25 protein-coding genes are annotated in these 25,502 nt (G+C 74.4%); 8 read left to right on the forward strand and 17 right to left on the reverse strand.

What is annotated here, in order from left to right; translation table 11 throughout:
• Positions 1-80 precede the first annotated feature (80 nt).
• The 6 genes from BTM25_RS16000 to BTM25_RS16020 form a co-directional block, all read right to left on the reverse strand.
• On the reverse strand, positions 81-1,529 hold the full coding sequence (locus BTM25_RS16000; RefSeq protein WP_103563680.1) for a penicillin-binding transpeptidase domain-containing protein: 1,449 nt from the start codon (positions 1,527-1,529) through the stop codon (positions 81-83).
• Positions 1,530-1,583: 54 nt separating this feature from the next.
• Entirely contained in the window at positions 1,584-2,147 is a 564-nt protein-coding gene (gene rsmD / locus BTM25_RS16005) for a 16S rRNA (guanine(966)-N(2))-methyltransferase RsmD (protein WP_103563681.1), read from the reverse strand.
• A gap of 83 nt (positions 2,148-2,230) precedes the next feature.
• Positions 2,231-3,214 carry a HEAT repeat domain-containing protein gene (locus BTM25_RS16010; protein ID WP_103564661.1) on the reverse strand — a complete coding sequence of 328 codons (984 nt, stop codon included), beginning with the start codon at positions 3,212-3,214 and terminating at the stop codon, positions 2,231-2,233.
• 44 nt (positions 3,215-3,258) lie between these two features.
• Positions 3,259-3,348, reverse strand: a complete 90-nt coding sequence (locus tag BTM25_RS30945; protein WP_407923384.1) for a putative leader peptide — start codon at positions 3,346-3,348, stop codon at positions 3,259-3,261.
• A 44-nt stretch (positions 3,349-3,392) separates the two neighbouring features.
• Positions 3,393-5,573 (reverse strand): ATP-dependent DNA helicase RecG, encoded by a 2,181-nt coding sequence (gene recG / locus BTM25_RS16015; RefSeq protein ID WP_103564662.1) that lies wholly within the window; start codon positions 5,571-5,573, stop codon positions 3,393-3,395.
• 30 nt (positions 5,574-5,603) lie between these two features.
• Entirely contained in the window at positions 5,604-7,205 is a 1,602-nt protein-coding gene (locus BTM25_RS16020; RefSeq protein WP_235828437.1) for a DAK2 domain-containing protein, read from the reverse strand.
• A gap of 221 nt (positions 7,206-7,426) precedes the next feature.
• Between BTM25_RS16020 and rpmB the strand changes: the two genes are divergently transcribed.
• A complete protein-coding gene (rpmB, locus tag BTM25_RS16025; RefSeq protein WP_103563682.1) occupies positions 7,427-7,621 on the forward strand; it encodes a 50S ribosomal protein L28 in 195 nt (64 codons plus the stop codon).
• Between the two features lie 64 nt (positions 7,622-7,685).
• Here rpmB and BTM25_RS16030 read toward each other — a convergent pair whose 3' ends face one another.
• The 4 genes from BTM25_RS16030 to BTM25_RS16045 form a co-directional block, all read right to left on the reverse strand.
• On the reverse strand, positions 7,686-7,898 hold the full coding sequence (locus tag BTM25_RS16030) for a hypothetical protein (protein WP_103563683.1): 213 nt from the start codon (positions 7,896-7,898) through the stop codon (positions 7,686-7,688).
• 101 nt (positions 7,899-7,999) lie between these two features.
• Positions 8,000-8,809 (reverse strand): bifunctional hydroxymethylpyrimidine kinase/phosphomethylpyrimidine kinase, encoded by an 810-nt coding sequence (gene thiD, locus BTM25_RS16035; protein ID WP_103563684.1) that lies wholly within the window; start codon positions 8,807-8,809, stop codon positions 8,000-8,002.
• 19 nt (positions 8,810-8,828) lie between these two features.
• A complete protein-coding gene (locus BTM25_RS16040) occupies positions 8,829-9,428 on the reverse strand; it encodes a cellulose binding domain-containing protein (RefSeq protein WP_103563685.1) in 600 nt (199 codons plus the stop codon).
• A 115-nt stretch (positions 9,429-9,543) separates the two neighbouring features.
• Positions 9,544-10,482, reverse strand: a complete 939-nt coding sequence (locus BTM25_RS16045; protein WP_103563686.1) for a thiamine-phosphate kinase — start codon at positions 10,480-10,482, stop codon at positions 9,544-9,546.
• Between the two features lie 116 nt (positions 10,483-10,598).
• Here BTM25_RS16045 and BTM25_RS16050 point away from each other — a divergent pair, with 116 nt between their 5' ends.
• The 4 genes from BTM25_RS16050 (at position 10,599) to BTM25_RS16065 (ending at position 13,026) form a co-directional block, all read left to right on the forward strand.
• Complete coding sequence (locus BTM25_RS16050; RefSeq protein WP_103563687.1) at positions 10,599-10,832, forward strand: Lrp/AsnC family transcriptional regulator; 234 nt, start codon at positions 10,599-10,601, stop codon at positions 10,830-10,832.
• The gene (locus BTM25_RS16055) at positions 10,825-11,289 is read left to right on the forward strand and encodes a DUF3515 domain-containing protein (RefSeq protein ID WP_235828438.1); all 465 of its coding nucleotides are present in this window, start codon (positions 10,825-10,827) and stop codon (positions 11,287-11,289) included. Before BTM25_RS16050 ends, BTM25_RS16055 begins: the two co-directional genes overlap by 8 nt.
• A gap of 24 nt (positions 11,290-11,313) precedes the next feature.
• Positions 11,314-12,078 carry a hypothetical protein gene (locus tag BTM25_RS16060; protein ID WP_103563688.1) on the forward strand — a complete coding sequence of 255 codons (765 nt, stop codon included), beginning with the start codon at positions 11,314-11,316 and terminating at the stop codon, positions 12,076-12,078.
• 105 nt (positions 12,079-12,183) lie between these two features.
• Positions 12,184-13,026: a lipase family protein gene (locus BTM25_RS16065; RefSeq protein ID WP_103563689.1), complete on the forward strand. Its 843-nt coding sequence runs from the start codon at positions 12,184-12,186 to the stop codon at positions 13,024-13,026.
• A 101-nt stretch (positions 13,027-13,127) separates the two neighbouring features.
• Here the strand turns inward: BTM25_RS16065 and BTM25_RS16070 are convergent, their stop codons facing one another.
• The 3 genes from BTM25_RS16070 to BTM25_RS16080 form a co-directional block, all read right to left on the reverse strand.
• Positions 13,128-14,342, reverse strand: coding sequence for a zinc-dependent alcohol dehydrogenase (locus BTM25_RS16070; RefSeq protein WP_103563690.1), 1,215 nt, complete (start codon positions 14,340-14,342; stop codon positions 13,128-13,130).
• A 77-nt stretch (positions 14,343-14,419) separates the two neighbouring features.
• Entirely contained in the window at positions 14,420-15,547 is a 1,128-nt protein-coding gene (locus BTM25_RS16075) for a glycoside hydrolase family 15 protein (protein ID WP_235828439.1), read from the reverse strand.
• 478 nt (positions 15,548-16,025) lie between these two features.
• The gene (locus BTM25_RS16080) at positions 16,026-17,042 is read right to left on the reverse strand and encodes an SDR family oxidoreductase (protein WP_103564665.1); all 1,017 of its coding nucleotides are present in this window, start codon (positions 17,040-17,042) and stop codon (positions 16,026-16,028) included.
• A gap of 105 nt (positions 17,043-17,147) precedes the next feature.
• Between BTM25_RS16080 and BTM25_RS16085 the strand changes: the two genes are divergently transcribed.
• Complete coding sequence (locus BTM25_RS16085) at positions 17,148-18,917, forward strand: thiamine pyrophosphate-binding protein (protein WP_103563691.1); 1,770 nt, start codon at positions 17,148-17,150, stop codon at positions 18,915-18,917.
• 175 nt (positions 18,918-19,092) lie between these two features.
• On the opposite strand, the gene BTM25_RS29985 is transcribed toward BTM25_RS16085, so the two are convergent.
• A complete protein-coding gene (locus BTM25_RS29985) occupies positions 19,093-19,266 on the reverse strand; it encodes a hypothetical protein (RefSeq protein ID WP_205648121.1) in 174 nt (57 codons plus the stop codon).
• Between BTM25_RS29985 and BTM25_RS29990 the strand changes: the two genes are divergently transcribed.
• Complete coding sequence (locus tag BTM25_RS29990) at positions 19,250-19,426, forward strand: hypothetical protein (protein WP_205648122.1); 177 nt, start codon at positions 19,250-19,252, stop codon at positions 19,424-19,426. The genes BTM25_RS29985 and BTM25_RS29990 overlap by 17 nt on opposite strands.
• Positions 19,427-19,792: 366 nt before the next feature.
• On the opposite strand, the gene BTM25_RS16095 is transcribed toward BTM25_RS29990, so the two are convergent.
• Positions 19,793-22,720, reverse strand: coding sequence for an FAD-binding and (Fe-S)-binding domain-containing protein (locus BTM25_RS16095; RefSeq protein WP_103563693.1), 2,928 nt, complete (start codon positions 22,718-22,720; stop codon positions 19,793-19,795).
• Between the two features lie 141 nt (positions 22,721-22,861).
• Here BTM25_RS16095 and BTM25_RS16100 point away from each other — a divergent pair, with 141 nt between their 5' ends.
• Positions 22,862-23,221 carry a DUF3140 domain-containing protein gene (locus BTM25_RS16100; protein ID WP_103563694.1) on the forward strand — a complete coding sequence of 120 codons (360 nt, stop codon included), beginning with the start codon at positions 22,862-22,864 and terminating at the stop codon, positions 23,219-23,221.
• A 4-nt stretch (positions 23,222-23,225) separates the two neighbouring features.
• Here the strand turns inward: BTM25_RS16100 and BTM25_RS16105 are convergent, their stop codons facing one another.
• Entirely contained in the window at positions 23,226-24,161 is a 936-nt protein-coding gene (locus tag BTM25_RS16105; RefSeq protein ID WP_103563695.1) for a Dyp-type peroxidase, read from the reverse strand.
• Between the two features lie 23 nt (positions 24,162-24,184).
• On the reverse strand, positions 24,185-25,354 hold the full coding sequence (locus tag BTM25_RS16110) for a PucR family transcriptional regulator (RefSeq protein ID WP_235828440.1): 1,170 nt from the start codon (positions 25,352-25,354) through the stop codon (positions 24,185-24,187).
• Between the last annotated feature and the right edge of the window lie 148 nt (positions 25,355-25,502).

The raw sequence follows: 25,502 nt of genomic DNA on the forward strand, positions 1-25,502 counted from the left end.
GGCGACTCTGCCTTAAGTGCAGGTGAGGACCCTGCGGCGCGACGGTACCAAATCCGTCTCAAGCGACTTCCACCCGGGCTTCAGTCCCTCAGGGCGCCGAGGATCCGCGCGGCGAGCCGTCCGGACTCGATGCCGTAGCCGTCCGCCTCGGTCATCACCGCGACCGCGTACTTCGGGTGGTCGCCGGAGTCGAAGCCGATGAACCAGCGGTCGTTGTAGGACGCGCCGTCGATGTCGGCCGTGCCGGTCTTGCCGCCGCCGACCGGGCCGCCGCGCAGCGTCTTCCCGGTGCCGGTCCGGACGACCTCGCGCATCATCTCCAGCAGGTCGGCCGCCTGGTCGCTCGTCAGCGGGCGCGACATCCGGCGCGGGCGGGCCTCCTCGACCACGCTGCCGTCCGCGCCGCGCAGCCTGGCGATCAGGTGGGGCCGCATGACGGAGCCGTCGTTGATCGTCGCGGCCGCGACCAGCGCCATCTGGAGCGGCGTGGCGACCGTGCTGCCCTGGCCGATCGAGCCGAGCGCGCTCAGCGACGGCTGGTCGGTGCGCTGGAACGAGCTGGCGGCGGACGTCATGCCCTTCTCGATCGGGACGCCGGCGTAGAAGCCGTACTCGCGCGCCCGGTCGGCGATGGCGGTGTTGCCGGGATCCTCCGCGCCCATCCGCGCGAACGTGGTGTTGCACGACTGGGCGTAGGCGTCCAGCAGCGGGATCGCGGACCGGTCGCAGAGGCCGCCGATGTCGCCCTCGTCGTTGTTGATCGGACGGGTCGTGCCCGGCGGGAGGTAGCTGCGCCCGGTCCGGACGGACGTGGACGTCGTCGCGCCCCCCGCGAGGTCGGCGGCGGACACGATCGTCTTGAACGTCGAGCCCGGCGGGAACACCTCGCCGGTGGCCTTGTCCAGCAGCGGCTTGCGGGGCGCGGCGTTGAGCCGGTCGAACGCGCGCTGCGCCGCCTTGGCGTTCAGCGTGGACACCTCCCCCGCGTCGTAGGACGGGTAGGACGCCAGGACGCGGATCGCGCCGGTCGACGCGTCCAGCACCACGGCCGCGCCGCGCCGGGCGCCGCTGCCGCGCAGGGCGGCGTAGGCGGCGCGCTGGGCGTCGGGGTCGATCGTGGTGTCGACGGTGCCGCCGGGGACGTGCCTGCCGGTCAGCTTGTCCAGGAAGCTCGTCGTCGCGAGCCGCGCGTCGGTGCCGTCGAGGATGTGGTTGGCCGCGTTCTCCACTCCGGTCTGCGCGAACAGCGAGAAGTAGCCGGTGACGGGCGAGAACACGATGCTGTCCTTGTAGCGGCGCTCGTAGCGGTGGCCCGCGACCGGCACCGACCACGCCAGCCGCTCGCCGCCCGCCGTGATCGGCCCCCGGTCGGTGGTGTTGCGGTCCTGGAACTGGCGGGCGTTGAGCGCGTTGTCGCGCAGGTCCTGGGCCTGGAATCCCTGGACGTACGTCACGTTCACGAGCAGCGCGACGACCATGATCAGGGTGAGGATCCACGCCCGTCTGACGGCCTTGTCGATGCCGTCCATGTCCGACCTCCGTCCCCGGGGAGCACAGTCTGATCCTCTCCAGGGAACGAACGATCAACCCGTGGCGCGCCCGTACCAGAAGATCGCCTCGCCGTAGCGGCGGTCGCGTTCGGCGGCGTACCCGTCCGGCCAGACCTGCGCGGGGCCGCGCGCGGACCGTTCGAGGACGACCAGCGCGTCGTCGGCGAGCCAGCCGTTGTCGCGCAGCGCGGCCAGCAGGTCCAGGACGGCCGCGTCGGCGAGCGCGTAGGGCGGGTCGGCGAACACCAGGTCGTAGGGGGCGTCCGGGGCGCGGCGGACGACGCGCTCCACCCGGTCGGCGACGACCTCCGCGCCGGGCAGGGCGAGCGCGGCGGCGTTCTGCCGGACGACCTTCACCGCGCGCGGATGCGCCTCGACCAGCAGCGCGTGCGCGGCCCCGCGCGACAGCGCCTCCAGGCCGACCGCGCCGGACCCGGCGAACAGGTCGGCGGCGCGCAGCCCGTCCAGCGGGCCGAGCAGGGCGCCGACCGTCGCGAACAGGCCCTCGCGGGCGCGGTCGCTCGTGGGACGGGTGTCGCGCCCGGCCGGAACGGCCAGCCGCCGTCCGCCCGCGCTGCCCGCGATGACCCTGCTCATGCGGTGATGTTATGAGAAAAGAGCGGGCGAGGCGTCCCCACCCCAGGGCGCCCCGCCCGCGGCTCTGCGATCGGGCCGGCGCGTCAGGCCAGCGCCCAGCGGGCCTGTGTGCGGACTCCGGGGTCGGGGTCGTTGAGGGTCTCGGTCAGCGCGGTGACCGCGCCGGGGACCTCGCCCGCCCACTGCTCCAGCGACTGGACGGCGGCGCGCCGCACGTCCACGATCGTGTCGCGCAGCGCGCGGCCGAGGGCGGGCACGGCCGTGTCCGGGTCGGCGGACCCGAGGGCCAGAGCCGCGCGGCGCCGGACCTGCCAGCTCCCGTGCCCGAGCGCGGCGACGACGCGGACGTCCAGCGGTTCGGGCACGCCGAGCCCGGCGGCGGCGTCGAGCGCGGCCATCCGCACCACGGCGTCGTGGTCGTCCAGCAGGTGGGCGAGCGTGCTCAGCGGGACGCCCGCGTCGGCGGGCTCGGCGAGCCGCGCCAGCCCGTCCACGACGGCGACGCGGACGTCGCGGGACGGGTCGTCGGCGGCCTGCGCGGTCTCGGCGACGGCGCGCAGCGCGACCAGCCCGAGGACGGCCTGGACGCGGATCTGCACCTCGTCGTCGGCCAGCCCCTGCGCGTACAACTCCAGGGCGGCGCCGACGAGCCGGCCGAGGAGCATCGAGGCGGACTCGCGGGTCTGCGCGTCGAGGCCGCGCCGGGCGGCCAGGTGCAGCGCGGCGACGCCCTCCTCGCCGAGGAACACCTCGGGCAGGCCGTGCAGGAGCCGGGCGGCGAGCCGGCGGACCTCGGCGTCGTCGTCGCTCAGCGCCCAGGCCAGCGCGTCTCCGGTGGCGCGGGACGCGGTGCCGCGCCGGACGGACCGGCCGAGCACCCGCAGCGCGGCGGTGCGGACCTCCGGTTCACGGTCGGCGAGGTAGGGACGCAGGTCGTCCAGACCGGGGTCGGTCAGGCGGTGCAGTTCGATGACGCGGTCGAGCAGGCCGGGCGCGCGGTGCTCGCGGGTCTCGGGCCGCTCACGGCGGTGGCGGCGGACGGTGCGGGAACGGTCGGTCAAGGTCATGGCGGTCTCCGGGAAGCCGTCGGATCCGGTCGGTCGGCGCGGGATCAACGACGGGAACACAGCGCGCTCGCCTGCCGCCGGAGGTCCACATGGCGGCGGACGGTCAGGAGCTCGTTCGGAGTCACGTGTTCCATGATGACGCCTCGCCCGACCGTAGTCAACCAAATAAGTAGGATTACTAGGCTTTTTCCAGGAACCCGGCGCGCTCCTCGTCCAGCAGTGTCGCCAGCTCCGCCGCGAGCCCCGGGTGCCGCGCCAGCTCCGGATCGCCCGCGACCAGCGCGGACGCCGCGTCGCGGGCGGCGTTGATGACGTCCTCGTCGCGCAGCAGCGTCAGCAGCCGCAGGCTGGACGACCGGCCCGCCTGCGCGGCGCCCAGCACGTCGCCCTCCCGGCGCTGCTCCAGGTCGAGGCGCGACAGCTTGAACCCGTCCGTCGTGGACGCCACCGCGTCCAGCCGCTCGCGCGCCTTGCTCCCCGGCTCGGCGTCGGTGACCAGCAGGCACAACCCCGGCAGCCCGCCGCGCCCGACCCGGCCGCGCAACTGGTGGAGCTGGGACACGCCGAACCGGTCGGCGTCCATGATGACCATCACGGTGGCGTTCGGGACGTCCACGCCGACCTCGATCACCGTCGTGGCCAGCAGGACGTCCAGTTCGCCCGCCGTGAAGCGCGCCATGACGGCGTCCTTCTCGTCCGGGACGAGCCGCCCGTGCAGCACTCCGATCCGCAGGCCGGGCAGCAGGTCGTCCAGCTTGGGCAGCAGATCCATGATCCCGAGCGGGGACCGGCGCTCGCCGTCGTCCACGGGGACGTCGCCCTCATCGCCGTTTCCGATCCGCGGGCACACCAGATAGATCTGCCGCCCCCCGCGCGCCTCCTCGGCGATCCGCTCCCAGACGCGCGCGAGGAAGTTCGGCTTCTCCGGCGGCACGACGACCGTCTGAATCCCGGCCCGTCCCGCCGGGAGCTGCCCCAGCACCGACGTCTCCAGATCCCCGAACACGGTCATCGCCACAGTGCGCGGAATGGGCGTCGCCGTCATCACCAGCACATGAGGCCGCCCGGCACCGCCCTTCTCCCGGAGCGCGTCACGCTGCTCCACGCCGAACCGGTGCTGCTCGTCCACCACGACGAGCCCGAGATCGGCGAACCCCACCTTCTCCTGCAACAGCGCATGCGTCCCGACGACGATCCCCGCAGCCCCCGACGCCACGTCCAGCAACGCCGCCCGCCGCGCCTTGGCCCCGAGCGACCCGGTCACCAGCGCGACCCGCGTCGCCGTCTCCGCCCCGCCGATCTCCCCCGCCTGCCCGAGGTCCCCGAGCATCGCGCGGATCGACCGGAAGTGCTGCTGCGCGAGCACCTCCGTGGGCGCGAGCAACGCCGCCTGCCCGCCCCCGTCCACCACCTGCAACATCGCCCGAACCGCCACAATTGTCTTACCGGCGCCCACATCGCCCTGGAGGAGGCGGTGCATGGGGTGGGCCCGGGTCAGGTCGGCGGCGATCTCGGCGCCGACGGTGCGCTGGCCCTCGGTCAGGGTGAAGGGGAGACGGCGGTCGAAGGCGTCCAGGAGGCCGCCGGACGCCGTGGGGCGCGGGACGGCCGGGAGCGCGGCGGCGGCGCGGCGGCGCTGGGCCAGGGCGATCTGGACGACGAAGGCCTCGTCCCATTTGAGGCGGGCGCGGGCGCGGGACAGTTCGTCCCAGGTCTTCGGGCGGTGGATGCCCTCGTAGGCCTCGGCCAGGCCGATCAGGGCGCGGGACGCGAGCAGGTCGGCGGGCATCGGGTCCGGGCCGAGGTCGGCGCGGTCGAGCGCGACCTCGATGGACTTGCCGATCGTCTCGATGTCCAGGCCCTTGGTGGACGGGTAGATCGGGATGATCTCGTCCGCCCACTCCTGCGCGGCCTCCTCGCCCGCGCGGTCGGGCACGACCTTGTACTGGGGGTGGGCGAGCTGGCGGCGGGGGCGGCCCGAGCGCGGCCGGTAGGTGCTGATCTTGCCGGCGAACAGGCCGCGCGTGCCGGGCGACAGTTCCTTCTCGGGACGGTAGGAGCCGCGCCGTCCGAAGAAGCTGAGCGACAGTTCGCCGGTGCCGTCGGTGACGGTGATCTCCAGGACGTAGCCGGGGCTGCGGTTCAGGGAGCGGCCCTGCACCTTGACGACCTCGGCCATGACCGTGACGTGCTCGTCGTCGCGCAGGTCGGCGAGCGGCGTCAGCTCGCCCCGGTGCGCGTAGCGGCGCGGGTAGTGGTGCAGGAGGTCCCCGACCGTGTGCAGGTCGAGGCCCTTGGCGAGCACCTTCGCGGTCTTGTCCCCGATGACTTTGTGCAGCGGCTCGTCGAGATTCGGCACGTCGTCCATTCAAGCCCATCCCGGGGACGGTCACTCCACGCCGACCATCAGCGGGTACAGCTCCTGGCCGCCGTCGTACACGCCGACCTCGACGTCCGGGTGGCGGTCGCGCAGGTGGTCCTCGAGGACGCCGACGATCCCGGCGGCGGCGTGGACGCCCGCGATGAGCGTGACGAGTTCGCCGCCGCCCGACAGCATCCGGTCCAGGACGCTGCGCGCGGCGGTCCCCTGGTCGGCGGCGATCAGCGCGACGTCGCCCTCGATGAGGCCGAGGACGTCGCCGGGGCGGCACAGCCCGACCGACGTCATCGCCTCCTCCCCCGCGATCTGCAACTGCCCGAACCGCGTCGCGCCCGCCGCGCGGGTCATCGCGATGACGTCCTCGCCGAAGCGGCGCAGCGGGTCGTGGACGGCCAGCGCCGCGAGCCCCTGCACCGACGCCTTGGTCGGGACGACGGCGATGCGGGCCCCGGCGTCGCGGGCGCGTTCGGCGGCGGCCTCGGCGAGCGCGAGGACCTCGGGTTCGTTGGGCAGGACGGCCACCTCGTCGCCCGCCGCGAGGATCGCCTCGGCGAGGACGGCGAGCGGCGGGACCGCGCCGGGCTCGCGCCGCACGACCCGCGCCCCGCAGCTCTCGAACAGCGCGGCCAGGCCCCCGGCGGCGGTGACGGCGACGACGGCGCGGCCGGCGTGCGGGCCGGGGCGGTGCGCGCCGTCGTCGCCGGGCCGCGGCGCGTGCAGGTAGGTGACGCGGACGCGGTGCGGACGGCCCGCCGAAAGGCCCGCCTCGAGCGCGGCGCCCGCGTCGTCGACGTGGACGTGGACGTTCCAGAGCCCGTCCCCGCCGACGACGACGAGCGAGTCGCCGAGCCCGTCCAGGGTCTCGCGCAGCGCGGGGACGGCGGCGTCGGCGGCGTCGAGCAGGTACATGACCTCGTAGCCGGGCCCGGGTCCGGGCGGGGGCGCGGCGGGTTCGGCGCGGACGTTCCCCGGGACGCGCGCCGGGACGTCGTAGTGCTCGGGGTACTCGTCGGTGACGACGGCGACGAGCGCGTCCAGCACGACGCAGAGCCCGGCCGCCCCGGCGTCCACGACCCCGGCGGACGCGAGCGCGCCGAGCTGCCGGGGCGTCTCGCGCAGCGCCCGGCGCGCGTCGGCGGCGGCTGCGCGGACGGCGTCGGCGAGCGGCGCGTCCGGCCCGGCCGCCGCCGTCGCGAGGACGCTGAGGATCGTCCCCTCGACCGGGTGCTCGACCGAGCGGCGGGCCAGCTCGGACGCGTGGCGCAGCGCGGCGCCGAACGCGGGGCCGTCGGCCGGCCCGGTGTCGGCGAGCCGGTCGGCGAGGCCGCGCAGGACCTGGCTGAGGATCACGCCGGAGTTGCCGCGCGCGGCGAGCAGCGCGCCGCGCGCCAGCGCCCGCCAGGTCGCGCCGGTGTCGGCGGCGGGCACCGCGTCCAGGGCGTCGGCGGCGCCGAGGACGGTCAGGTGCAGGTTCGTGCCGGTGTCGCCGTCGGGCACCGGGAAGACGTTGAGGGCGTCCAGGTCGCCGCGCACGCCGCCGAGAGCGTCGGCGGCGAGCCGGCACCAGCGCCGCACCGCGGCCCCGTCGAGAACGCCGAGGACGTCGCCCACTCTCGCTCCCCTCCCGCGCCGGTTCCGCTCGTGTACCCCGGTGTTCCCCTCTGTACCGCGCCGGACGTGCCGGGCGGAAGCGGGAACGTGCCGATTCGCGTCGCGGTCCCGGGGTCGGCTAGTCTGGCCCGTGCGCCTTATCCGAGGCGCCGCTGCGAGCATCCCGGCGTCGACCGCCGGCCCGCTCGCCCTCACTGCTTCGACACCCACTTGGAGTTTCCGTGGCTTCCGTCTGCGACGTCTGCGGCAAGGGACCCGGTTTCGGCATGCGCGTCTCCCACTCGCACCGCCGCACCCCGCGCCGCTGGAACCCCAACATCCAGCGCGTCCGCGCCGTCGTGAACGGCGGGACCAAGCGGATCAACGCGTGCACCTCGTGCATCAAGGCGGGCAAGGTCACCAAGCCGTCCGTCTGACCGGCGCTCTCGCACCGGCCCCGTCGACCTCCGGTCCGGGGCCGGTCGTCGTGTTCCCGGGGGCTCACGGGTAGTAGGAGGCGAGCCGGACGCCCGGCGCGGTGTCGGCCGGGGGCGGGGTGACCTTGGCGGGCGCGGGGCCGCCGTCCTTGCCGATCAGTCCGGCGTCGTGGGCGAGCAGGCCGAAGACCGACGCGCAGGCGAGCAGCAGCAGGGCCAGCACGATCACCGCGCGCCGCGTCGGCCGCCCGGTGCCGGGGTGCGCCTCGTCCAGCATTGCCTTCCGCCCTTCCCGCCGGAGTCCGCCCGGCCGGGGCATCATGGCACGAACAGCAGGTTACTGGTGCGGAACTGTCCGTCAGTGCGCAAATCCGGTGGTCAGGCGGTACGTTCCGCGCGGATCCGCCACGCGTGGTCGACCGGGCCGATGCCCGCGCCGAGCGGGAACCCGGCGGCGATCGCTCCGGTGACGTACTCCTTGGCGCGCGCGACGGCGGTCGGGACGTCCGCTCCGAGCGCCAGCTCGGACGCCAGGGCGGACGCGAGCGTGCAGCCCGTCCCGTGGGTGTGCCGGTTGTCGTGGCGCGGCGCGGTGAAGCGGTACTCGCGTTCGCCGTCGAACAGCAGGTCGGCGGGTTCTCCGGGCAGGTGGCCGCCCTTGACGAGCACCCAGGCGGGGCCGAGCGCCTTGACGGCCTCGGCGGCGGGGCGCAGGCCGGTCTCGTCCACGACCTTGACGCCGGTGAGCTGCTCGACCTCCCAGAGGTTCGGCGTGACGACGGTCGCGACCGGCAGCAGGACGCTCCGTACGGCGTCCACGGCGGACGGCTGGAGCAGCGCGTCGCCGTGCTTGGACACGCCGACCGGGTCCACCACGACGGGCGCCGCGACGGAGGCGAGGACGTCCGCGACGGTCTCGACGAGCGCGGCGGACGCGAGCATCCCGGTCTTCACCGCGTGGACGCCGATGTCGGAGAGCACCGAGTCGAGCTGGGCGCGGACGGCCTCGGGCGGCAGTTCCCAGTAGCCCTGGACGCCGACGGAGTTCTGCGCGGTGACGGCGGCGACGACGCTCATCCCGTGGACGCCGAGCGCGAGCATCGTCTTCAGGTCGGCCTGGATCCCGGCGCCGCCGCCGGAGTCGGAGCCGGCGATCGTCAGGACGAGCGGCGGCGTGTTCTGCGGCATACCGCCTACTTTACGGGGATCAGATCCGGTCGCAGGTGACCCGGTTGAGGACGCACGACGACGGGCTGTGCGGCTTGCCCGTCGCGCGGAACACGACCTTGACCGAGGCGCCGGGCTGGAGGGCGGGCGCCGTCCCGGGGCTGCGCACCCACGCGCGGCGGCCGAGCGCGACGACCTCCGCGCCCGTCGCGGACACGACGCGCGCCTTCGGGATGGTGAACGCCAGCGCCCAGCGCTGCACGGCCCGCTCGCCCCGGTTGGTGACGGTGACGCTCGCGGTGAACGCCCCGGTCTGGCGTTTCAGGAGGGCGAAGTCGACGACGAGCCCGTCGGCGCGGGCGCTGCGGCGGCGCTGGGAGACCTGGCTGTCGTGGATGCCCTGGGCCTTGGGCTCGCGGGCGGGCGGGGCGAAGTTCAGCGAGATCTGCTTGGTGCTGTAGGCGTAGGAGACGACGCCGATCGCGATCGTGAGGGCGAGGATCGGGAGCAGGGGGACCGGGACGCGCCGGCGCGGGCGCTCGTCGGCGGCGGGGGCCTGCGGCGGGGGTTCCGCGCGCGGGGGGCCGTCGCCGGGCGGCGGGTCGTCGTCCGGTTCCCCGAATCTGGTGTGTCGTCCCATCCCGTTCCTCATCGCGATCAGAGGATGTATACCAAAGCCGCCTCAACCCTGCCTACCGGATGAGGAATCGCGCAGCCCGCCGCGCTCTCGCCTTCATACCCCCAAAACACCCCGGCTACCTGGGACGACGCGGGAAATGATCCCAGCCGCCGCCCTCGTACGGACGGCCGTCGACCAGGACCCCCGCCCCGGCGGCGACGCGGCCGACGGCCGTCCACGCGGCGGGGACGCGGCCGGGCGGGAACGCGGCGGCGAACCCGTGGTCCTCCCCGCCGGTGAGCACGTGCCGGACGCCGTCCGCGCCGAGCACCGCGGGCACGGGCAGCGCCGCCGTGTCGATCTCGACGCGCACGCCGGACGCCGCCGCGACGTGCCCGAGGTCGCGCACGAGGCCGTCGCTGACGTCGATGAGGGCCGTCGCGCCCGCCGCCCGCGCCTCCGCGCCCGCTGCGTAGGGCGGCCGGGGACGGCGGTGCGCGGCGAGCAGTTCGGCGGGGCCGGACGCGCCGCGCTCCAGCAGGGCGAGCCCGGCGGCCGAGCACCCGAGCGCGCCCCGGACCGCGACGACGTCGCCCGGCCGCGCGCCGGAGCGGGTGAGCGGCGGCGCGCCGCCGAGGTCGCCGAGCGCGGTGATCGCGAGCGTGACGGCGTCGGCGCCCACGACGTCGCCGCCGACGATGGACGCGCCCGCCGCCGCGCACTCGGCCGCGAGCCCCGCGTACAGCTCCTCGACCCACGCGGCGGGCGTCTCGGGCGGCAGCGCGAGCCCGACGAGCAGCGCGGTCGGCCGGGCGCCCATCGCGACGACGTCGGCGAGGTTCTGCGCGGCGGCCTTGTGCCCGATGTCGGCGGGGCCGGACCAGTCGCGGCGGAAGTGGCGGCCCTCGACCAGGAGGTCGGCGGTGGCGACGACGCGGCCGTCGGGCGCGGCCACCACGGCGGCGTCGTCGCCGGGGCCGAGCGCGACCGCCGGGGCCTGCGGAAGGCCCCGGATGAGCCGGGCGATCAGCCCGAACTCGCCGAGGTCGCCGACCCGTTCGCCCGTCCCGCCCATCCGGCCCCGATTCCATTACGTCCCTTGTGACCGCCTTCGACCCCGGGGGGCCGTCGTGGCGCACAACACGATACGGTGACCGTCCGACCGTTGAATCTCCGCCCGGGGAGGACGTGATGGTGCAGGCCTACATCCTCATCCAGACCGAGGTGGGAAAGGCCGCCGACGTCGCGGACCAGATCTCCGGGATCGCCGGCGTGATCAAGGCGGAGGACGTCACCGGCCCGTACGACGTGATCGTGCGCGCCGAGGCCCGGGACGTGGACGAGCTGGGCAAGCTCGTCGTCTCCCGCGTCCAGCGGATCGAGGGCATCACCCGGACGCTGACCTGCCCGATCGTCCGTGTCTGAGCGAACGGTCCCCGCGTTCCTGGCGGTCCCGCTGCTCGCGGCGGCCCTGGCCGGATGCGGCGCGGGAGCGGTCTCGGTGCCCGTCCCGTCGGCCGACGCGGCGACCACCCGGTTGTGCCGGGGGCTGCGGCTGCCCGAGCGCGTCCACGGCGAGAAGCCGCGCGACACCTCGCCCGCGTCGCCGCTGACGACGGCGTGGGGGTCGCCCGCGGTCGCGCTGCGCTGCGGGGTGCCGCTCCCGGCGGGGCTGCGGCCGACGTCGCAGCTCCAGACCGTCAACGGGCTGTCGTGGTTCGGGGTCCCGGCCGACCGTCCGGTCACCTGGACGGCCGTCGGACGCCAGGCGTACGTCGAGGTGACCATTCCGGCGAAGTACGCCCCGCCCGGCGACGTGCTCATCGAACTGGGTACGGCGATCTCGGCCACGATTCCGGCCAAGCCCGAGGGGCAACTTTAAGAGGTCCGGCTACGCTGGCGGGCGATGGGCGTGGACTGGGTCAGGATGCGGCCCCTGCCGGGCGTTCCCCGCGCCGTGCTCGACGGCCTGGTCGAGGCGCAGGCCGACTGGTACGCGGCGTCCGGGGCGCTGCCCGACGATCTGCGGCACCTGCCCGTCCCGCCGAAGCCGCGCGCCGACCCGGCCGAGCTGCGCCGCCATGTGGAACGGGACGGCACGTCGAGCTTCCGCGTCGCCGCGTTCGCGCTGAACCCGGTGTTCCCGGCCGAATGGCGGCGCGCGGCGTTTCGCTCCCACCTCCCCGGCGACCTGTCCCGGCGGCTGGCCCGCTGGACGCGGCATCTCGCGGAGGTGCGGGCCGGGCGGCACCGCCCCTATCTGCGGGCGTGGCACGCGCACGTGACCGTCCGCAACCTGGTGGACGAGTGGACGCCGCTGCGCGAGCGCGCGTTCGAGGCCCGGGACCGTGCCACCGCGTGGGCGGCCCGGCCGGAGCTGGCGGAGATCCGGGAGCGGATCCTCGCGCTGCCCGTCCCGGTGCCGCCGCCCGCGCCGCGCTGGGACGACCCGCCCGCCGGCGGCCTGCCGCTCCCGTTCGAGGTCGGGCCGTTCGCGGCGCTGGCGCGCGAATGGAACCGGCGCGTCCCGCGAGCGCAGAAGGCGTACGTGACGCCGCCGGTCGGATTCGCGTCGTTCCTGGCCGCCGCCGTCGACGACGCGTGGCTGGACGCCTGCCTGTCGTGGCTGGACGACGCGGTCCGCGACGGATGCGGCGTCCTGCTCTGGTGACACCCGGCTTGCCATTCGGTGAGTCATTTGTCGCGATGGCGATAATCGCACCGTGGGTAATTATCCGATAGCGACATGTCATCAGGAAGAGACGGAGGCCACGTGATGCACGTGATCCCCTTCGATCGCTCCCGGCTCCCGTTCGCGCGCCGCCTGGCCGAGGCGGCGCGGCTCGCCTACAGGGAACCCGGCGCGGTGCGGCGGCAGGCCGCCGCGTGGGGCTTCCCCGAGGTGCGGACGTTCTGCGTCCCGCACCGGGTGCCCTTCCCGCTGGAGGACACGCAGGCGTTCGCGATGGGGAACGCGGAGACGGTCGTCGTGGCGTTCCGGGGCACCGAGCCCGGCGAACTGCGCGACTGGCTGACGGACTGCGGCGCACTCATGGTGCCGTACGCGTCCGGAGACGGGATGGTCCACCTCGGGTTCGAGCAGGCGCTGGACGCGGTGTGGCCGGAGATCCTCACGGCCGTCCGGGAGCTGCGCACCGGGAACCAGAAGCTCTGGTTCACCGGCCACAGCCTCGGCGGCGCGCTGGCGATGCTGGCGGCGGCGCGGATGTACTTCGCCGACCCGCGCCTGCTCGCGGACGGCGTCTACACGTTCGGGCAGCCCCGGACGTGCGACCCGATCCTCGCCCGCGCCTACGACACGGCGTTCAAGGGGCGGATGTTCCGGTTCGTCAACAACAGCGACATCGTGCCGAAGCTCCCGCCCGACCCGCTGTACCGGCACGTGGCGCTGGAGCAGTACTTCGACGCGTCGGGGCGGCTGCTCCCCCGTCCGCCGTCGCTGCTCGTCCGGGTGTGCGACGCGCTGCGCGGCCATCTGCGCAGCCCGGCGTCGTTCGGCGTGGACGCCTTCCGCGACCACGGCATCGGCGCCTACATCCAGTGCCTGACGGCCAACAGCGAACCCGCCCGCGAAGAGGACGTCCCCCGGGCCGCCTGAGCCCGGCGGCGGCGCGCCGGGGCACCGCGCCCCGGCACGCCGAGCACCGTCGTCCGGCGACGTCATCCGGCGACGTCATCCGGCGACGTCATCCGGCGACGTCATCCGGCGACGTCCAGGGACACCTTGGTCCAGCCGGGCTCGCGCCGGTCGAACGCCTCGAACGCGTCCAGGACGTGCGGCAGCTCCTCCTGCTGCGTGATGATCGTCGTCGGGTCGGCGGCCCCGGTGGCGATCTTGGACAGCAGGCCCGGCACGTACCGGCGGTGGTTGCAGTTCCCCGCCTGGACGGTCAGGTTCCGGTTCATCATCGTCCCGATCGGGAACCGGTCGAAGCCGGGCGGGTAGACGCCGACGATGCCGACCGTCCCGGCCTTCGCGACCGCGTCCACGGCCCACCGGATCGCCTGGCTCGGCGCGTCGCCCGGCCGCCACAGGTCGCCCTGGACGTTCGTCTCGGGCGCCGCGACGTGGACCTCGGCGTCGTACCGCTCGATGTGCTCCCCGGCCGGCCCGGCGGCGGGCCCCCCGGACGGGCGCTGCGCGTCCACGCCGACCGCGTCGATGACCCGGTCCGCGCCGACGCCGCCGGTCATGTCCTTGATGGACGCGACGGGGTCCTCGGCGTTGAAGTCGATGGTCTCGGCGTTCTGCAGCCGGGCCGTCTCCAGCCGGTCGGCGTTGCCGTCCACGATGAGGACGCGGCCCGCGCCCTGCATCCGCGCCGACAGCGCGGCGAGCTGTCCGACCGGCCCCGCGCCGAAGATCGCGACGACGTCGCCGGGCGTCACCTGCGCGAGCCGCGCCCCGAACCACGCGGTCGGGAAGATGTCGCTGACCATCAGCGCCTGCTCGTCGCTCACCCCGGGCGGGATCGGGACGATGTTGGTGTGCGCGAACGGCACCCGCGCGTACTCGGCCTGCAACCCGTCGAACGGCCCGGTGGACAGCGGGCCGCCGTAGAAGGACGTCCCGGCCTCGCGGCCCTGCGGGTTCACCACGTCGCACTGGGCGTAGTAGCCCGCGCGGCAGTAGACGCACCGGCCGCAGCCGAGCGTGGACGGGATCACCACCCGGTCGCCGACGGAGAAGTTGCGGACCTCCGGCCCCAAATCCTCCACGACGCCCACGGCCTCGTGGCCGAGGATCGTCCCGGGCCGCATTCCCGGCATCGTGCCGCGCACGAAGTGCAGGTCGGTGCCGCAGATCGCGCTCCCGGTGATCCGGACGATCGCGTCCGCGGGCTCCTGGAGCTTCGGTTCGGGCACGTCCTCCACGGTGATGTCCCCGACGCCCTGCCAGATCACGGCCTTCATAGCGGTTGCCTCCTGGTAAGCGGGTTCAGCGAAGTGCGGCCCCTTGCCAGTGACGCGGCGGCTGACACATGGGCGCGTCAGCCGGGGCCGAGGCGCGCGGCCGTCTCCAGCAGCAGGGCGTGGACGAACGCCTGCGGCAGGTTCGCGCGGAGCTGCCGCTGCCGGACGTCGTACTCCTCGGTGAACAGCCCGGTCGTGCCGCAGCCGGAGCGGACGCGCTCGAACCGGGCGCGGGCCGCCGCCGTGTCGCCCGCGCGGTGCTCGGCGAGGGCGAGCAGGAAGCCGCAGAGCATGAACGCGCCCTCGGCCTCACCGAGCGGACGGTCCCCGACGCGGTACCGGTAGACGAACCCGTCCTCGGTGAGGCCGTCCCGGATCTCGCGCAGCGTCGCGTCCGTCCCGGCGGACAGGGCGTCGCGGATCATCGGGACGAGCAGCGCCGCGTCCACCCGGTCGTCGCCGGGCGCGCGGCGCCAGTACCCGCGACGCGTGAGGCCCGTGGCGGCCGTCCGGTCGAGGATCGCGTCGGCCAGGGACCGCCACCCGTCGGCCTCGGCGGGGGTCGCGAGGGACGCGGCGGCGGCGCGCAGGCCCGCGACGCAGGCGAGCCGCGAGTGCGTCCAGAGCCGATCTTCGGTCTCCCACACGCCCGCGTCGGGCCGCTCCCAGCGCCGGGCGATTACGTCGGCGGCGACGCGCGCGGCCGAGGCGGCGTCCTCGGTGAGCCGTCCGGCGGACGCGGCCGTCGCGAACAGGTGCAGCGCCTCCCCGACCGCGTCGAGCTGGAACTGCCGGTTCACGCGGTTGCCGACGACGACGTCCGAGCCGGGATAGCCGGGCAGGCCGACGCGGCGCTCGTCCGGGACGGGCCCGCCGTGGACGGTGTAGGCGGGGCGCAGCCGGTCGCCGTCGGCGAGGACCCGCGCGGAGACGAACGCGACCGCCGAATCCAGCAGCTCCAGGCGGGCGCCGTGCGCGGCGACGGCCTCGCCCGCGTAGCACTGGTCGCGGATCCAGGCGTAGCGGTAGTCGTAGTTGCGGCCCGCGCCGGACCGCTCGGGCAGCGAGGTCGTGACGGCGGCGGCCATCCCTCCCGACGCGGCCGTCAGCCCGTGCAGGACGGCGTAGGCGAGGCGGCAGTCGGCGGGCGCGGCCGTGTTTATTGCAATCCCGGCCTGCTGCGCTCGCTGGCGCTCGCTCCGCAACCGTGCTTGTGCGAGTGCTGCATCGCTTCGCGATCTTCCCGCCCGTGGGGACTCGCCTTCGGCGTCGTCCCCACGGGCGCTCAGTTAACGCACTCGCGCGACGGCTGAGCACTCCTCATGGCCGAAAACGCACTTGCGCGACGGCTGAGCCTTTCCGACGCGACCGGATGCGGCGGTTACCGTGGCGCCACCGCCGTCGAGATCGGGGAGCGCGACCTGCGCCGGCTGCTCGGCGCAGCGCCGGACGCGTCCAGACGCGCCCGTGTCGTCGGCCGAGGCGACACGGGAACCACCGCACGCAGCTGTGCCAGCATCCTCAGCCGTCGCGCGAGCGCGTTAACTGAGCGCCCGGGGACGAAGCCGAAGGCGAGTCCCCGGGCGGGAAGATCGCGAAGCGATGCCGCGCTCGCACCGGGCTCGGTTGCGGAGCGAGCGCCAGCGAGCGCAGCAGGCCGAGAGCGCAATGAACCCGGCCGGCTCACCGGGAGCGCAGGTAGGCGGCGCCGCCGACGCCCGCCAGGCCCGCCGCCCCGGCGGCGAGCAGCCCCCGGTGCTCGGACGCCCAGCGCTGGAGGCTGCGCGGGTGCGCGCGGTCGTCGAAGTCGCCGTGCGCGCCGAAGTCGTGGCCGCCGGTGTCGTCGGCGGGCCGCCACAGGTTGGCGGGCGCGTCCGGGTCGGCGGGACGTCCGGTCTGCTGGGAGCCGTAGCCCGTCCGGGCGAGGTAGCGGTCCAGCAGGCCGGGCGCGATCCGGTTGCCGAGGATCGTCCCGACCGTGCTGCCGCCGACCCAGTACTCGCGGCGGCGCGGGTGCGCGGCGGCGTGGACGAGCGCCCGCGCCGCCACCTCCGGCTGGTAGATCGGCGGGACGGGCTGCGGACGGTCCGGCAGCCGGTTCTCCACCCAGTCGAACTGTGGGGTGTTCACGGCGGGCATGTGGACGATCGTCGCGCGCACGTGCGACCGGCGGTGCAGCAGTTCGGTCCGCACCGACTCGTGCATCCCCTGGACGGCGTGCTTGGCGCCGCAGTACGCCGACTGGAGCGGGATCCCGCGCTTGGCGAGCGCCGAGCCGGTCTGGACGATCGTCCCGTGGTCGCGCGGCAGCATCCGGTCCAGCGCGGCGCGCGTCCCGTGGACGAACCCGAGGTAGGTGACCTCGGTGACGCGGCGGAACTCCTCCGGGGCGATCTCGGTGAAGGGCGCGAACACCGAGGTGAACGCGACGTTGATCCAGACGTCGATGGGGCCGAGTTCGGTCTCGACGCGGTCGGCGGCGGCGTCGACCTGCGCGAAGTCGGCGACGTCCACGGGAATGGGCAGCGCGGTGCCGCCCGCGTCCCGGACGTCGCGGGCCGCCGCGCCGAGCCCGGTCGCCCCGCGCGCCAGCAGCGCGACCCGGTCCCCCCGCGCGCCGAGCAGCCGCGCCGTCGCGCGGCCGATGCCGCCGCTAGCCCCGGTGAGGACGACGACGCGCGGCGCTCGCTGCCGAGCCATGATGTCCACCTTCCTCCTGCTGAACGTGCGGGGGCGGCCTACCCGAGGGGGCGGTGTCCTAACGAGCGCCGTGTCAAAGGCGATTTCACGGGCACGGGACCCCACATGGGGAAAATCGCATCGGAAGCGCTGATCGAACGGCTCATCGACTGGGGGGTCGACACGATCTTCGGCCTGCCCGGGGACGGCATCAACGGCATCATGGAGGGCCTGCGCCGCCACAAGGACAAGATCAGGTTCGTGCTCGTCCGGCACGAGGAGGCGGCGGCCTTCATGGCCACCGGGTACGCCAAGGCCACCGGGAAGATCGGCGTGTGCCTGGCGACGTCGGGGCCGGGCGCCGTCCACCTGCTGAACGGGCTCTACGACGCCAAGCTCGACCACACGCCCGTCCTCGCGATCACGGGGATGCAGGAGACGTCCGTCCTCGGCACCGGGTACCAGCAGGAGGTCCACACCGAACACCTCTTCGCGGACGTCTCGGAGTACAACCTGGTCGTGGACAACCCCGCGCAGCTCCCCGGCGTGGTGGACCTCGCCGTCCGGACGGCCCTGGCCCGGCGCGGCGTCGCCCACCTGACGTTCCCGAACGACGTCCAGATCGCCGACGCCGACGCCGACCCGTACGCGCACGTCGCGCCCGCCCGACCGCCCGCGACGGCCCCGGTGTTCCTGGAGCCGCCCGGGGTGCCGCGCGCGTCCGACCTGCGCGCCGCCGCGAACGTCCTCAACGACGGGTCCAAGGTCGCGCTGCTGGTCGGGGTCGGCGCGCTGCACGCCCGCGACGAGGTCCTGGCCGTCGCCGAGACGCTCGGCGCCCCGGTGATCAAGACGCTGCCCGGCAAGGCCGTCATCCCGGACGACTCGCCGTACGCGGTGGGCGGGATCGGCCTGCTCGGCACCCGTCCCGGCGAAGAGCTGATCGAGGAGTGCGACACGCTCTTCATGGTCGGCACGAACTTCCCCTACACCCAGCACCTGCCCGAGCCGGGCAAGGTCCGGGTCGTCCAGCTCGAAGCCGACCCGTCGCGCGCCGGGGCGCGGATGCCCACCGAGGTCCCGATGATCGGCGACGCCAAGGAGGGCCTGGCGGCGCTGCTGCCGCTGCTGGAGCGCAAGAAGAAGCGCGGCCACCTGGAGAAGTTCCAGAAGTCGATGGACAAGTGGCGCAAGGACATGGACGCGCTGGAGAACCCCAAGCGCACGCCGATCGCGCCGCAGTACGTCATGGGCGTGCTGGACGACCTCGCCGCCGACGACGCGATCCTCACCTGCGACAGCGGCACGATCGCGACCTGGGCCGCGCGGCACTGGACGATCCGGGGCGACCGGGGCTTCTACCTGTCGGGCAACCTCGCGACGATGGCGCCCGGCCTGCCGTACTCCATCGCGATCCAGCACGCGTTCCCCGGCCGCCAGGTCATCGCCTACGTCGGCGACGGCGGGTTCTCGATGCTGATGGCGGACTTCATCACCGCCGTCCACCACCGCCTGCCCATCAAGGTGATCATAAACAACAACAACTCGCTGGGGCAGATCCTCTGGGAGCAGATGGTCCTCGGCTACCCCGAGTTCGGCATCCGGTACTCCGACGAGCCGGTCGCGGACTTCGCCGCCTGGGCGCGGTCGTGCGGCGGCTGCGGGCTGAAGGTCACCGACCCGCGCGACGTGGAGAAGGCCGTGCTGGAGGCGCTGAACCACGACGGCCCGGCGCTGGTGGACGTCCAGGTCGACCCGGACGAGCCGCCGATGCCCGGCAAGATCCAGTACGACCAGGCCAAGAAGTTCGGCAAGGCGTTCCTCAAGGGGCAGCCGCGCCGGTCGTCCATCGCGACGACGCTGTTCAAGGACAAGATCCAGCAGTTCGGGAAGTGAGCGGCGGGCACCGGGTCAGCGGACCCGGTGCCGCTGTGTTCACTGCAATCCCGGCCTGCTGCGCTCGCTAGCGCTCGCTCCGCAACCGTGCTTGGTGCGAGCGCTGCATCGCTTCGCGATCTTCCCGCCCGGGGACTCGCCTCCGGCTTCGTCCCCGGGCGCTCAGGTAACGCGCTCACGCGAGGGCTTGCGCGGGGCGGTCGGCACCGTTGGCGTCGGCCTGGGGTTCGCCCACGGCGTCCAGCAGGCGGAGGTAGCAGGGCAGGTCGAAGCCGTACTCGCCCGCCGCGACAGGGCAGTCCACGGCGGCGCGGACGCGGCGCAGGCCGCCGGTGTCGTCCGACGACACCGGCTCCTCGAACCAGCCGAGCGGCGGCGCGCGCGATCTCCACCGCCTGCGCGGGGCGGTAGGTGCCGTTGGCGTCGGCGTACAGCTCGGCGCGGCCCGCCGCGACGTCGTGGACGAGCCGCAGCCGGTGCAGGTCGGCCCGTCCGTCGCCGAATTTTGATCTTGACGGCCGTGATGCCGTACGCGAGCCGGCCTTCGGCCTGCTCGCGTATCCGGGCATCGTCGTAGGTGGTGAACCCGCCCGAGGCGTAGACCCGGACGGACGCGTCCGGCGCCGCGCCGAGCAGCCGGCGCAGGTCGCGCTCCCCGATCTCGACGGCGGTGGCGCCACGGTAACCGCCGCATCCGGTCGCGTCGGAAAGGCTCAGCCGTCGCGCAAGTGCGTTTTCGGCCATGAGGAGTGCTCAGCCGTCGCGCGAGTGCGTTAACTGAGCGCCCGTGGGGACGACGCCGAAGGCGAGTCCCCACGGGCGGGAAGATCGCGAAGCGATGCAGCACTCGCACAAGCACGGTTGCGGAGCGAGCGCTAGCGAGCGGAGCAGGCCGGGTTTGCAGTTAACACAGCGTCCCGGAGCAGTTCGGCGAGGTGGCGGGGCGCGGCGTCGGTGCCGGCCTCGATCTGGGTGCGGCAGGAGAAGCCGTCGGCGAGGACGGCCGTCCCGGACGGCGCGGAGCGCACGGCGGGCCAGAGTCCGAGTTCGGCGGCCCCGACCGACACGTCGTAGTGGCCGCGCTCGAAGCCGAAGTTCCCCGCCAGGCCGCAGCAGCCGACGTCCAGGACCTCGGTGTCCACCCCGGCCCGCGCGAGCACCGCGCGGTCGGCGTCGAAGCCCATGATCGCGTGGTGGTGGCAGTGCGGCTGGGCGATCGCCTTGACCTGTTTCGCCTTCGGGAACGGGACGTCGTGCTCGTCCAGCAGTTCGGCGAGCGTGCGCGTCCGGTCGCGCAGGAGCCCGATCTCCGGGTCGCCCGCGAGCAGTTCCGGCGCGTCCGCGCGGAACACGGCCGCGCAGCTCGGTTCGAGCACGACGACCTCCTCGCCCGCGCGCAGCCGGGGGCCGAGCGCGCGGGCCGTCCGGCGCAGGACGCGGGCGGCGGTGCCGAGCTGGCCGGTGGAGATCCAGGTCAGGCCGCAGCACAGGCCGTCGCGGGCCGTCCCGAGCGGGGACGGGCGCGGCGGCACCTCCACCCGGAACCCCGCCTTCTCCAGCACCTCGACGGCCGCCTTCCCGGCCTCGGGATGGAACGAGTCGGTGAACGTGTCCGGCCACAGCACGACCGGGCCGCGCCAGCCCGACCCCTGCGGGCGCCGCCGCCGGAACCAGTCGCTGAACCGCTCCCCCGCGAACCGCGGCAGCTCGCGCCGCCGGTCCACGCCGCCCGCCGCCTTGACGACCCGCGCCAGCCCCGGCGCGTGCGTCACCGCGTTCACCGCGCGCGGCGCGGCGCTCGCGAGGCCCGCCCACAGCGGCAGCCAGCCCATCGCGTAGTGCGCGGGCGGACGGATCCGTCCTTCGTAGTGATGGGACAGGAACTCGGCCTTGTAGGTGGCCATGTCCACGCCGACTGGGCAGTCGTGGCGGCAGCCCTTGCAGGCCAGGCAGAGGTCGAGCGCGTCGGCGACGTCCTTCGAGCGCCACCCGTCCTGGATCACCTCGCCGCGCATCATCTCGTTTAGCAGTCGGGCGCGGCCCCGCGTCGCGTGCTTCTCCTCGCCCGTCACGCGGTAGCTCGGGCACATGACGCCGCCGGAACTGCTGCGGCAGTTGCCGATCCCGACGCAGCGCGCGGCGGCGTGGGTGAAGCGGTGGTCGTCGTTCGGGTAGGAGAAGGAGGTCTCCGGCTCGGACGGGTGGTAGCCGTGCCGGTCCAGGTGGTCGTCCAGCCGTTCGGGCCGCTGCTCGCGGGACGGCGTCGCGACCTTGCCCGGGTTCATCCGGTCGTCCGGGTCGAAGATCGCCTTGAAGCGGCCGAACAGCGCGACCATGTCGTCGCCGAACATCAGCGGCAGCAGCTCGGCGCGGGACTGGCCGTCGCCGTGCTCCCCCGACAGCGACCCGCCGTAGGACACGACGAGCCGCGCCGCGCGCTGCACGAAGTCGCGGTAGCGCGCGATGCCCGCGTCGTCGGACAGGTCGAACGGGATGCGCGTGTGGACGCAGCCCTGCCCGAAATGACCGTAGAGGGAGATGGGTTCGAGGCCGAACTCGTCCACCAGCGCGCGGAAGTCCCGCAGGTAGTCGCCGAGCTTGTCGGGCGGGACGGCGGCGTCCTCCCACCCTTCGTGGGTGTCCGGCTCGCCGGGCGGGTAGGCGGTCGCGCCCAGCCCCGCTTCACGCACCTTCCACAGCTTGCGCTCCTCCGCCGGGTCGTGCCGGTCCTGGACGCGCGGCGAGTTCGGCGACGTCCCGAGGGCCTCCACCAGCGCGTCGGCGCGCTCGTCGGCCTCCCGCTGCGACCGGCCGCCGAACCGGACCATCAGCCAGCCCGCGCCCGCCGGCAGCTCGCGCCGGACGTCAGTGCTCATCAGCGCGTCGGCGCGGGCGAGGCGGACCAGCTCGTCGTCCAGGCCCTCCAGCGCCAGCGGCTCGTGCGCGGCGACGGCCGGGACGGCGTCGGCCGCCGCCGCGATGTCGTCGTAGCCGAGGACGACCAGCGCCCTGGCCTTCGGCGCCTCGAACAGCCGGATCTCGGCGTGCAGCACGGTGACCAGCGTGCCCTCCGAGCCGACCAGCGCGCGGGCGACGTTGAAGCGGTTCTCGGGCAGCAGCTCGTCCAGGCTGTAGCCGGAGACGCGGCGCGGGATGTCGGGGTACCGGGTACGCAGCAGCGCCAGGCCGTCGTCGCGCAGCACCCGCAGCTCCCGGTAGATCTCGGCGCGGCGGCCCCCTGCGGCGAGGATCCGGGCGTACTCGTCGTCGTCGGTCGGGCCGACCCACGTCCGGACGCCGTCGTAGGTCAGGATCTCCAGCCGCTCCACCGACGCGGTCATTCGTCCGTAGGCCTGCGCGGTCGCGCCGCACGAGTCGTTGCCGACCATTCCGCCGATCGTGCAGGTCGCGTGCGTGGACGGCCGCGGCCCGACGGTCAGGCCGTGCGGTTCCAGGGCGGTGTTGAGGTCGTCCAGGCAGGCGCCGGGCTCCACGACCGCGGTCCGCGCGCCGGTGTCCAGTTCGACGAGCCGGTTGCAGTTCTTGGACCAGTCGATGACGACGGCCGTGTTGCAGCACTGCCCGGCGAGGCTCGTCCCGCCGCCGCGCGACAGCACCGGGACGCGGTGCTCCCGGCACACCGCGACGGCCTCGGCGCCCGCGTCCACCGTGTCCGGCACCACCACGCCGATCGGGGGCCACCGGTAGTTCGACGCGTCGTGCGCGTACATCGCCCGCGACCCCGCGTCGAACCGGACCTCTCCCGCCACACGCTCCCGCAGATCCCGTTCCAGCCGCTCCATGCCCGCGCGCCTACCCGAACGGAACGGGTCGAACCCGGCGGCCGGTCGGGCAAGGGCGCACCAAGAGTCCTTGGCCCGCCCCGGACTCTGCGCGGGGCGGCGGCCGGGAACGGGACAGGAAGCCGTGCGAAGGAGGCCAGGGTGAAGCAGAAGATCGCGCCGGACGTGGCGGACCTGTGGGACGAGTTCCACGGGGCGGTGAACATGACCTCGGAGGAACTGCGGGAGTGGCTGCTGACCGACGCGTCGGGCGTGGACGCGCTGCCCGCCGCCCCCGGCTCGGGCGTGCCCGACCTCGGGCGCCATGTCGCGCTCATCCTCCGCAAGCGGAAGATGGACCTGACCCGCGAGGACGTCGACACGATGCGCCGCGTCGTGGACCGGATCAACGATTACCTGGCGAACCCGCCCGCCGAGGGCGCGTCCCGCGAGTCGTGGCGGCACGGGCTGATGAACCTCGGCCACGACCCGCTGAAGCCGGACCCGCACGGCGACGTCTGAGCGCTCAGCCGGCCGGGCGCGGCGGCGGGGCCGCGAGGAAGTCCGCCGGGGGCGCGAAGAACAGCCCGCCGGTGACCGGCGTGGACACGTCGAGGATCCGGTCGGACGTCCCCGGCGGGACGCCGACGACCATGCGGGTCAGCATGGTCTCGATCACGCCGGGATCGGCCGCGTACCCCGCGAAGTAGGTGCCGTACTCCGCCTTCGCGATGGAGCCGAACGGCATGTTGTCGCGGACGATCTTCCGTTCGGTGCCGTCGGCGTCCTCGACCGTGGCGAGGGCGACGTGCGCGTCGGGGGCCTTCAGGTCGTCGGGGATCTCCACGTCGTCGGCCCGGTGGCGGCCGATCGCGCGGTCCCGGTCCGCGCCCGGCAGCTCCGTCCACCGGGCGAGGTCGTGCACGTACTTCTGCACCAGCAGGTACGAACCGCCCGCGAAAGACGGATCGTCGGCGCCGACGAGCGCCGCCGCGCCCGCCGCCGCGCCGGTGGGGTTCTCGGTGCCGTCCACGTAGCCGAGCAGGTCGCGCCGGTCGTAGTAGCGGAAGCCGGTGACCTCGTCCACGACGTCGGCCGCCGCGCCGAGCCGTCCGGCGATCCGGCGGCCCAGCTCGAAGCAGGTGAACGGCCGCCGGGCGCGCAGGTGGACGAACAGGTCGCCGGGCGTCGCGGGCGCGCGGTGGCGCGGGCCGGTGATCTCGCGGAACGGGTGCAGGCGCGCCGGACGCGGCCCGGTGAACAGCCGGTCCCACAGGTCCGATCCGATGCCGACGACGCAGGTCAGCTCCTCGTCGGGGAGCGGGAAGCCGACCGAGCGGATCATCCCGGCGACGTCCGGCAGCAGGGCGTGGACGTCCGCCTCGCCGCCCGGCCGGACGACGAAGGTGAGGAACAGCGCGCTGTCGGTGAGCGGGGCGAGCACGTTCTGGGGCTCGGGCAACGGGGGGTCTCCTTGCGGGGGGATCAGTTCGCGGGGCCGAGCCGCACGGCCTGCACGGCGGCCACCAGTTCGGCGACGGACCGGGGATCGGTCAGCGACCGGCCGGTGAGGTCGCGGATCCGGCGCATCCGGTACCGGACGGTGTTCGGGTGGCAGTGCAGCACCTGCGCGGCCCGGTCCGCCGAGCCGCCGTTGCCGAGGTAGGCCTCCAGGGTCTCCAGCAGGAAGTCCCGTTCTTCGGCGGGCTGGTCCAGCAGGGCGCCGAGGACCTCGTCGGCCAGCCGCCGTCCCTCGTCCGGGTCGTGCGCGAGGAGCGCGGTGAGCGGGCTGGACCCGAACGCGCGGACCCGCGCGGTGCCGGGCGGGAGGGCGGCGAGCGCCGTCCGGGCGAGGTGCAGGGCGCGCGGGGTGTCGACCAGCGACCGGTAGAGCGGGCTCACGCCGGTGCGGGCGGCGGCGCTCTCGCGCAGCGCGGCGAGCATCGGATCGAGTTGGTCGTCGCGCAACGAGACCACGCCCGCCTGGAGCGTCGGGGTGAGCTGCCACGCCGAGACGACGCCGAGCCGCGCGAGCCGCCGTTCGACGCCGACCAGGCCCTCCTCGGCGAGGCCGCGCGTCTCCGCCGCGACGACGGCGAGCTTCCCGTCGAGCGCCAGGCCGAGCAGCTTCCCGGCCTCCCAGGGACCGGCGTCGGCCACGCGATGGCCGGTGAACAGCGCCTCCACCAGCGCCGACCGCCGCCGCTGCCGCGCGACCAGCAGCTCCGCGCTCGCGGCCCGGTAGGCCTCGGTGAGCCGGACCGCGTGCTCGTCGGCGACGCGCCACAGGAGCCCGGCGACGTCGACGAGCGCGTCCGCCCGCGCGCCGGCGCGGGCGCGGCCGACGAGCAGGTCCCACAGCATCGCGCAGGCGATCCGGTACGCCTGGAGCACCTCCGGCAGCGGCGCGCCCTGGTGCGCCCGGCGGGCTCCGGTCTCCTCGGGCGCGGCCTGGTCGGGGGTGGCGGTGCCGCCGAGCGCGTCGACCATGAACCGCAGGTTGACCGCGATGGAGCGGTGCAGGTCCGCGCGCGGGACGATCTTCTCGTCCCGGTAGAGCGCGATCCGGTCGCAGACGGCCGCGCACACGTCGTCGATCAGGCGCGGCAGGCGGGTCTCGGCCCAGGCGACGAGTTCGGCCGTGCCCTGCGCCACGCGGTCCCCTTTCCCGGCGAACGGAAATCGGTTCCGTTCTGAATTCGACGTTCTACTGTCCGTCCGGAAAAGTGTCAAGCGGCAGGCGCCGTCGTCGGGTGCCACAAAAGGTTTTGTCGCGTCCGACAACGACCGGGGCCGACACTCC

This window comes from Actinomadura rubteroloni (assembly GCF_002911665.1).
In the GTDB taxonomy this organism is placed as follows: domain Bacteria; phylum Actinomycetota; class Actinomycetes; order Streptosporangiales; family Streptosporangiaceae; genus Spirillospora; species Spirillospora rubteroloni.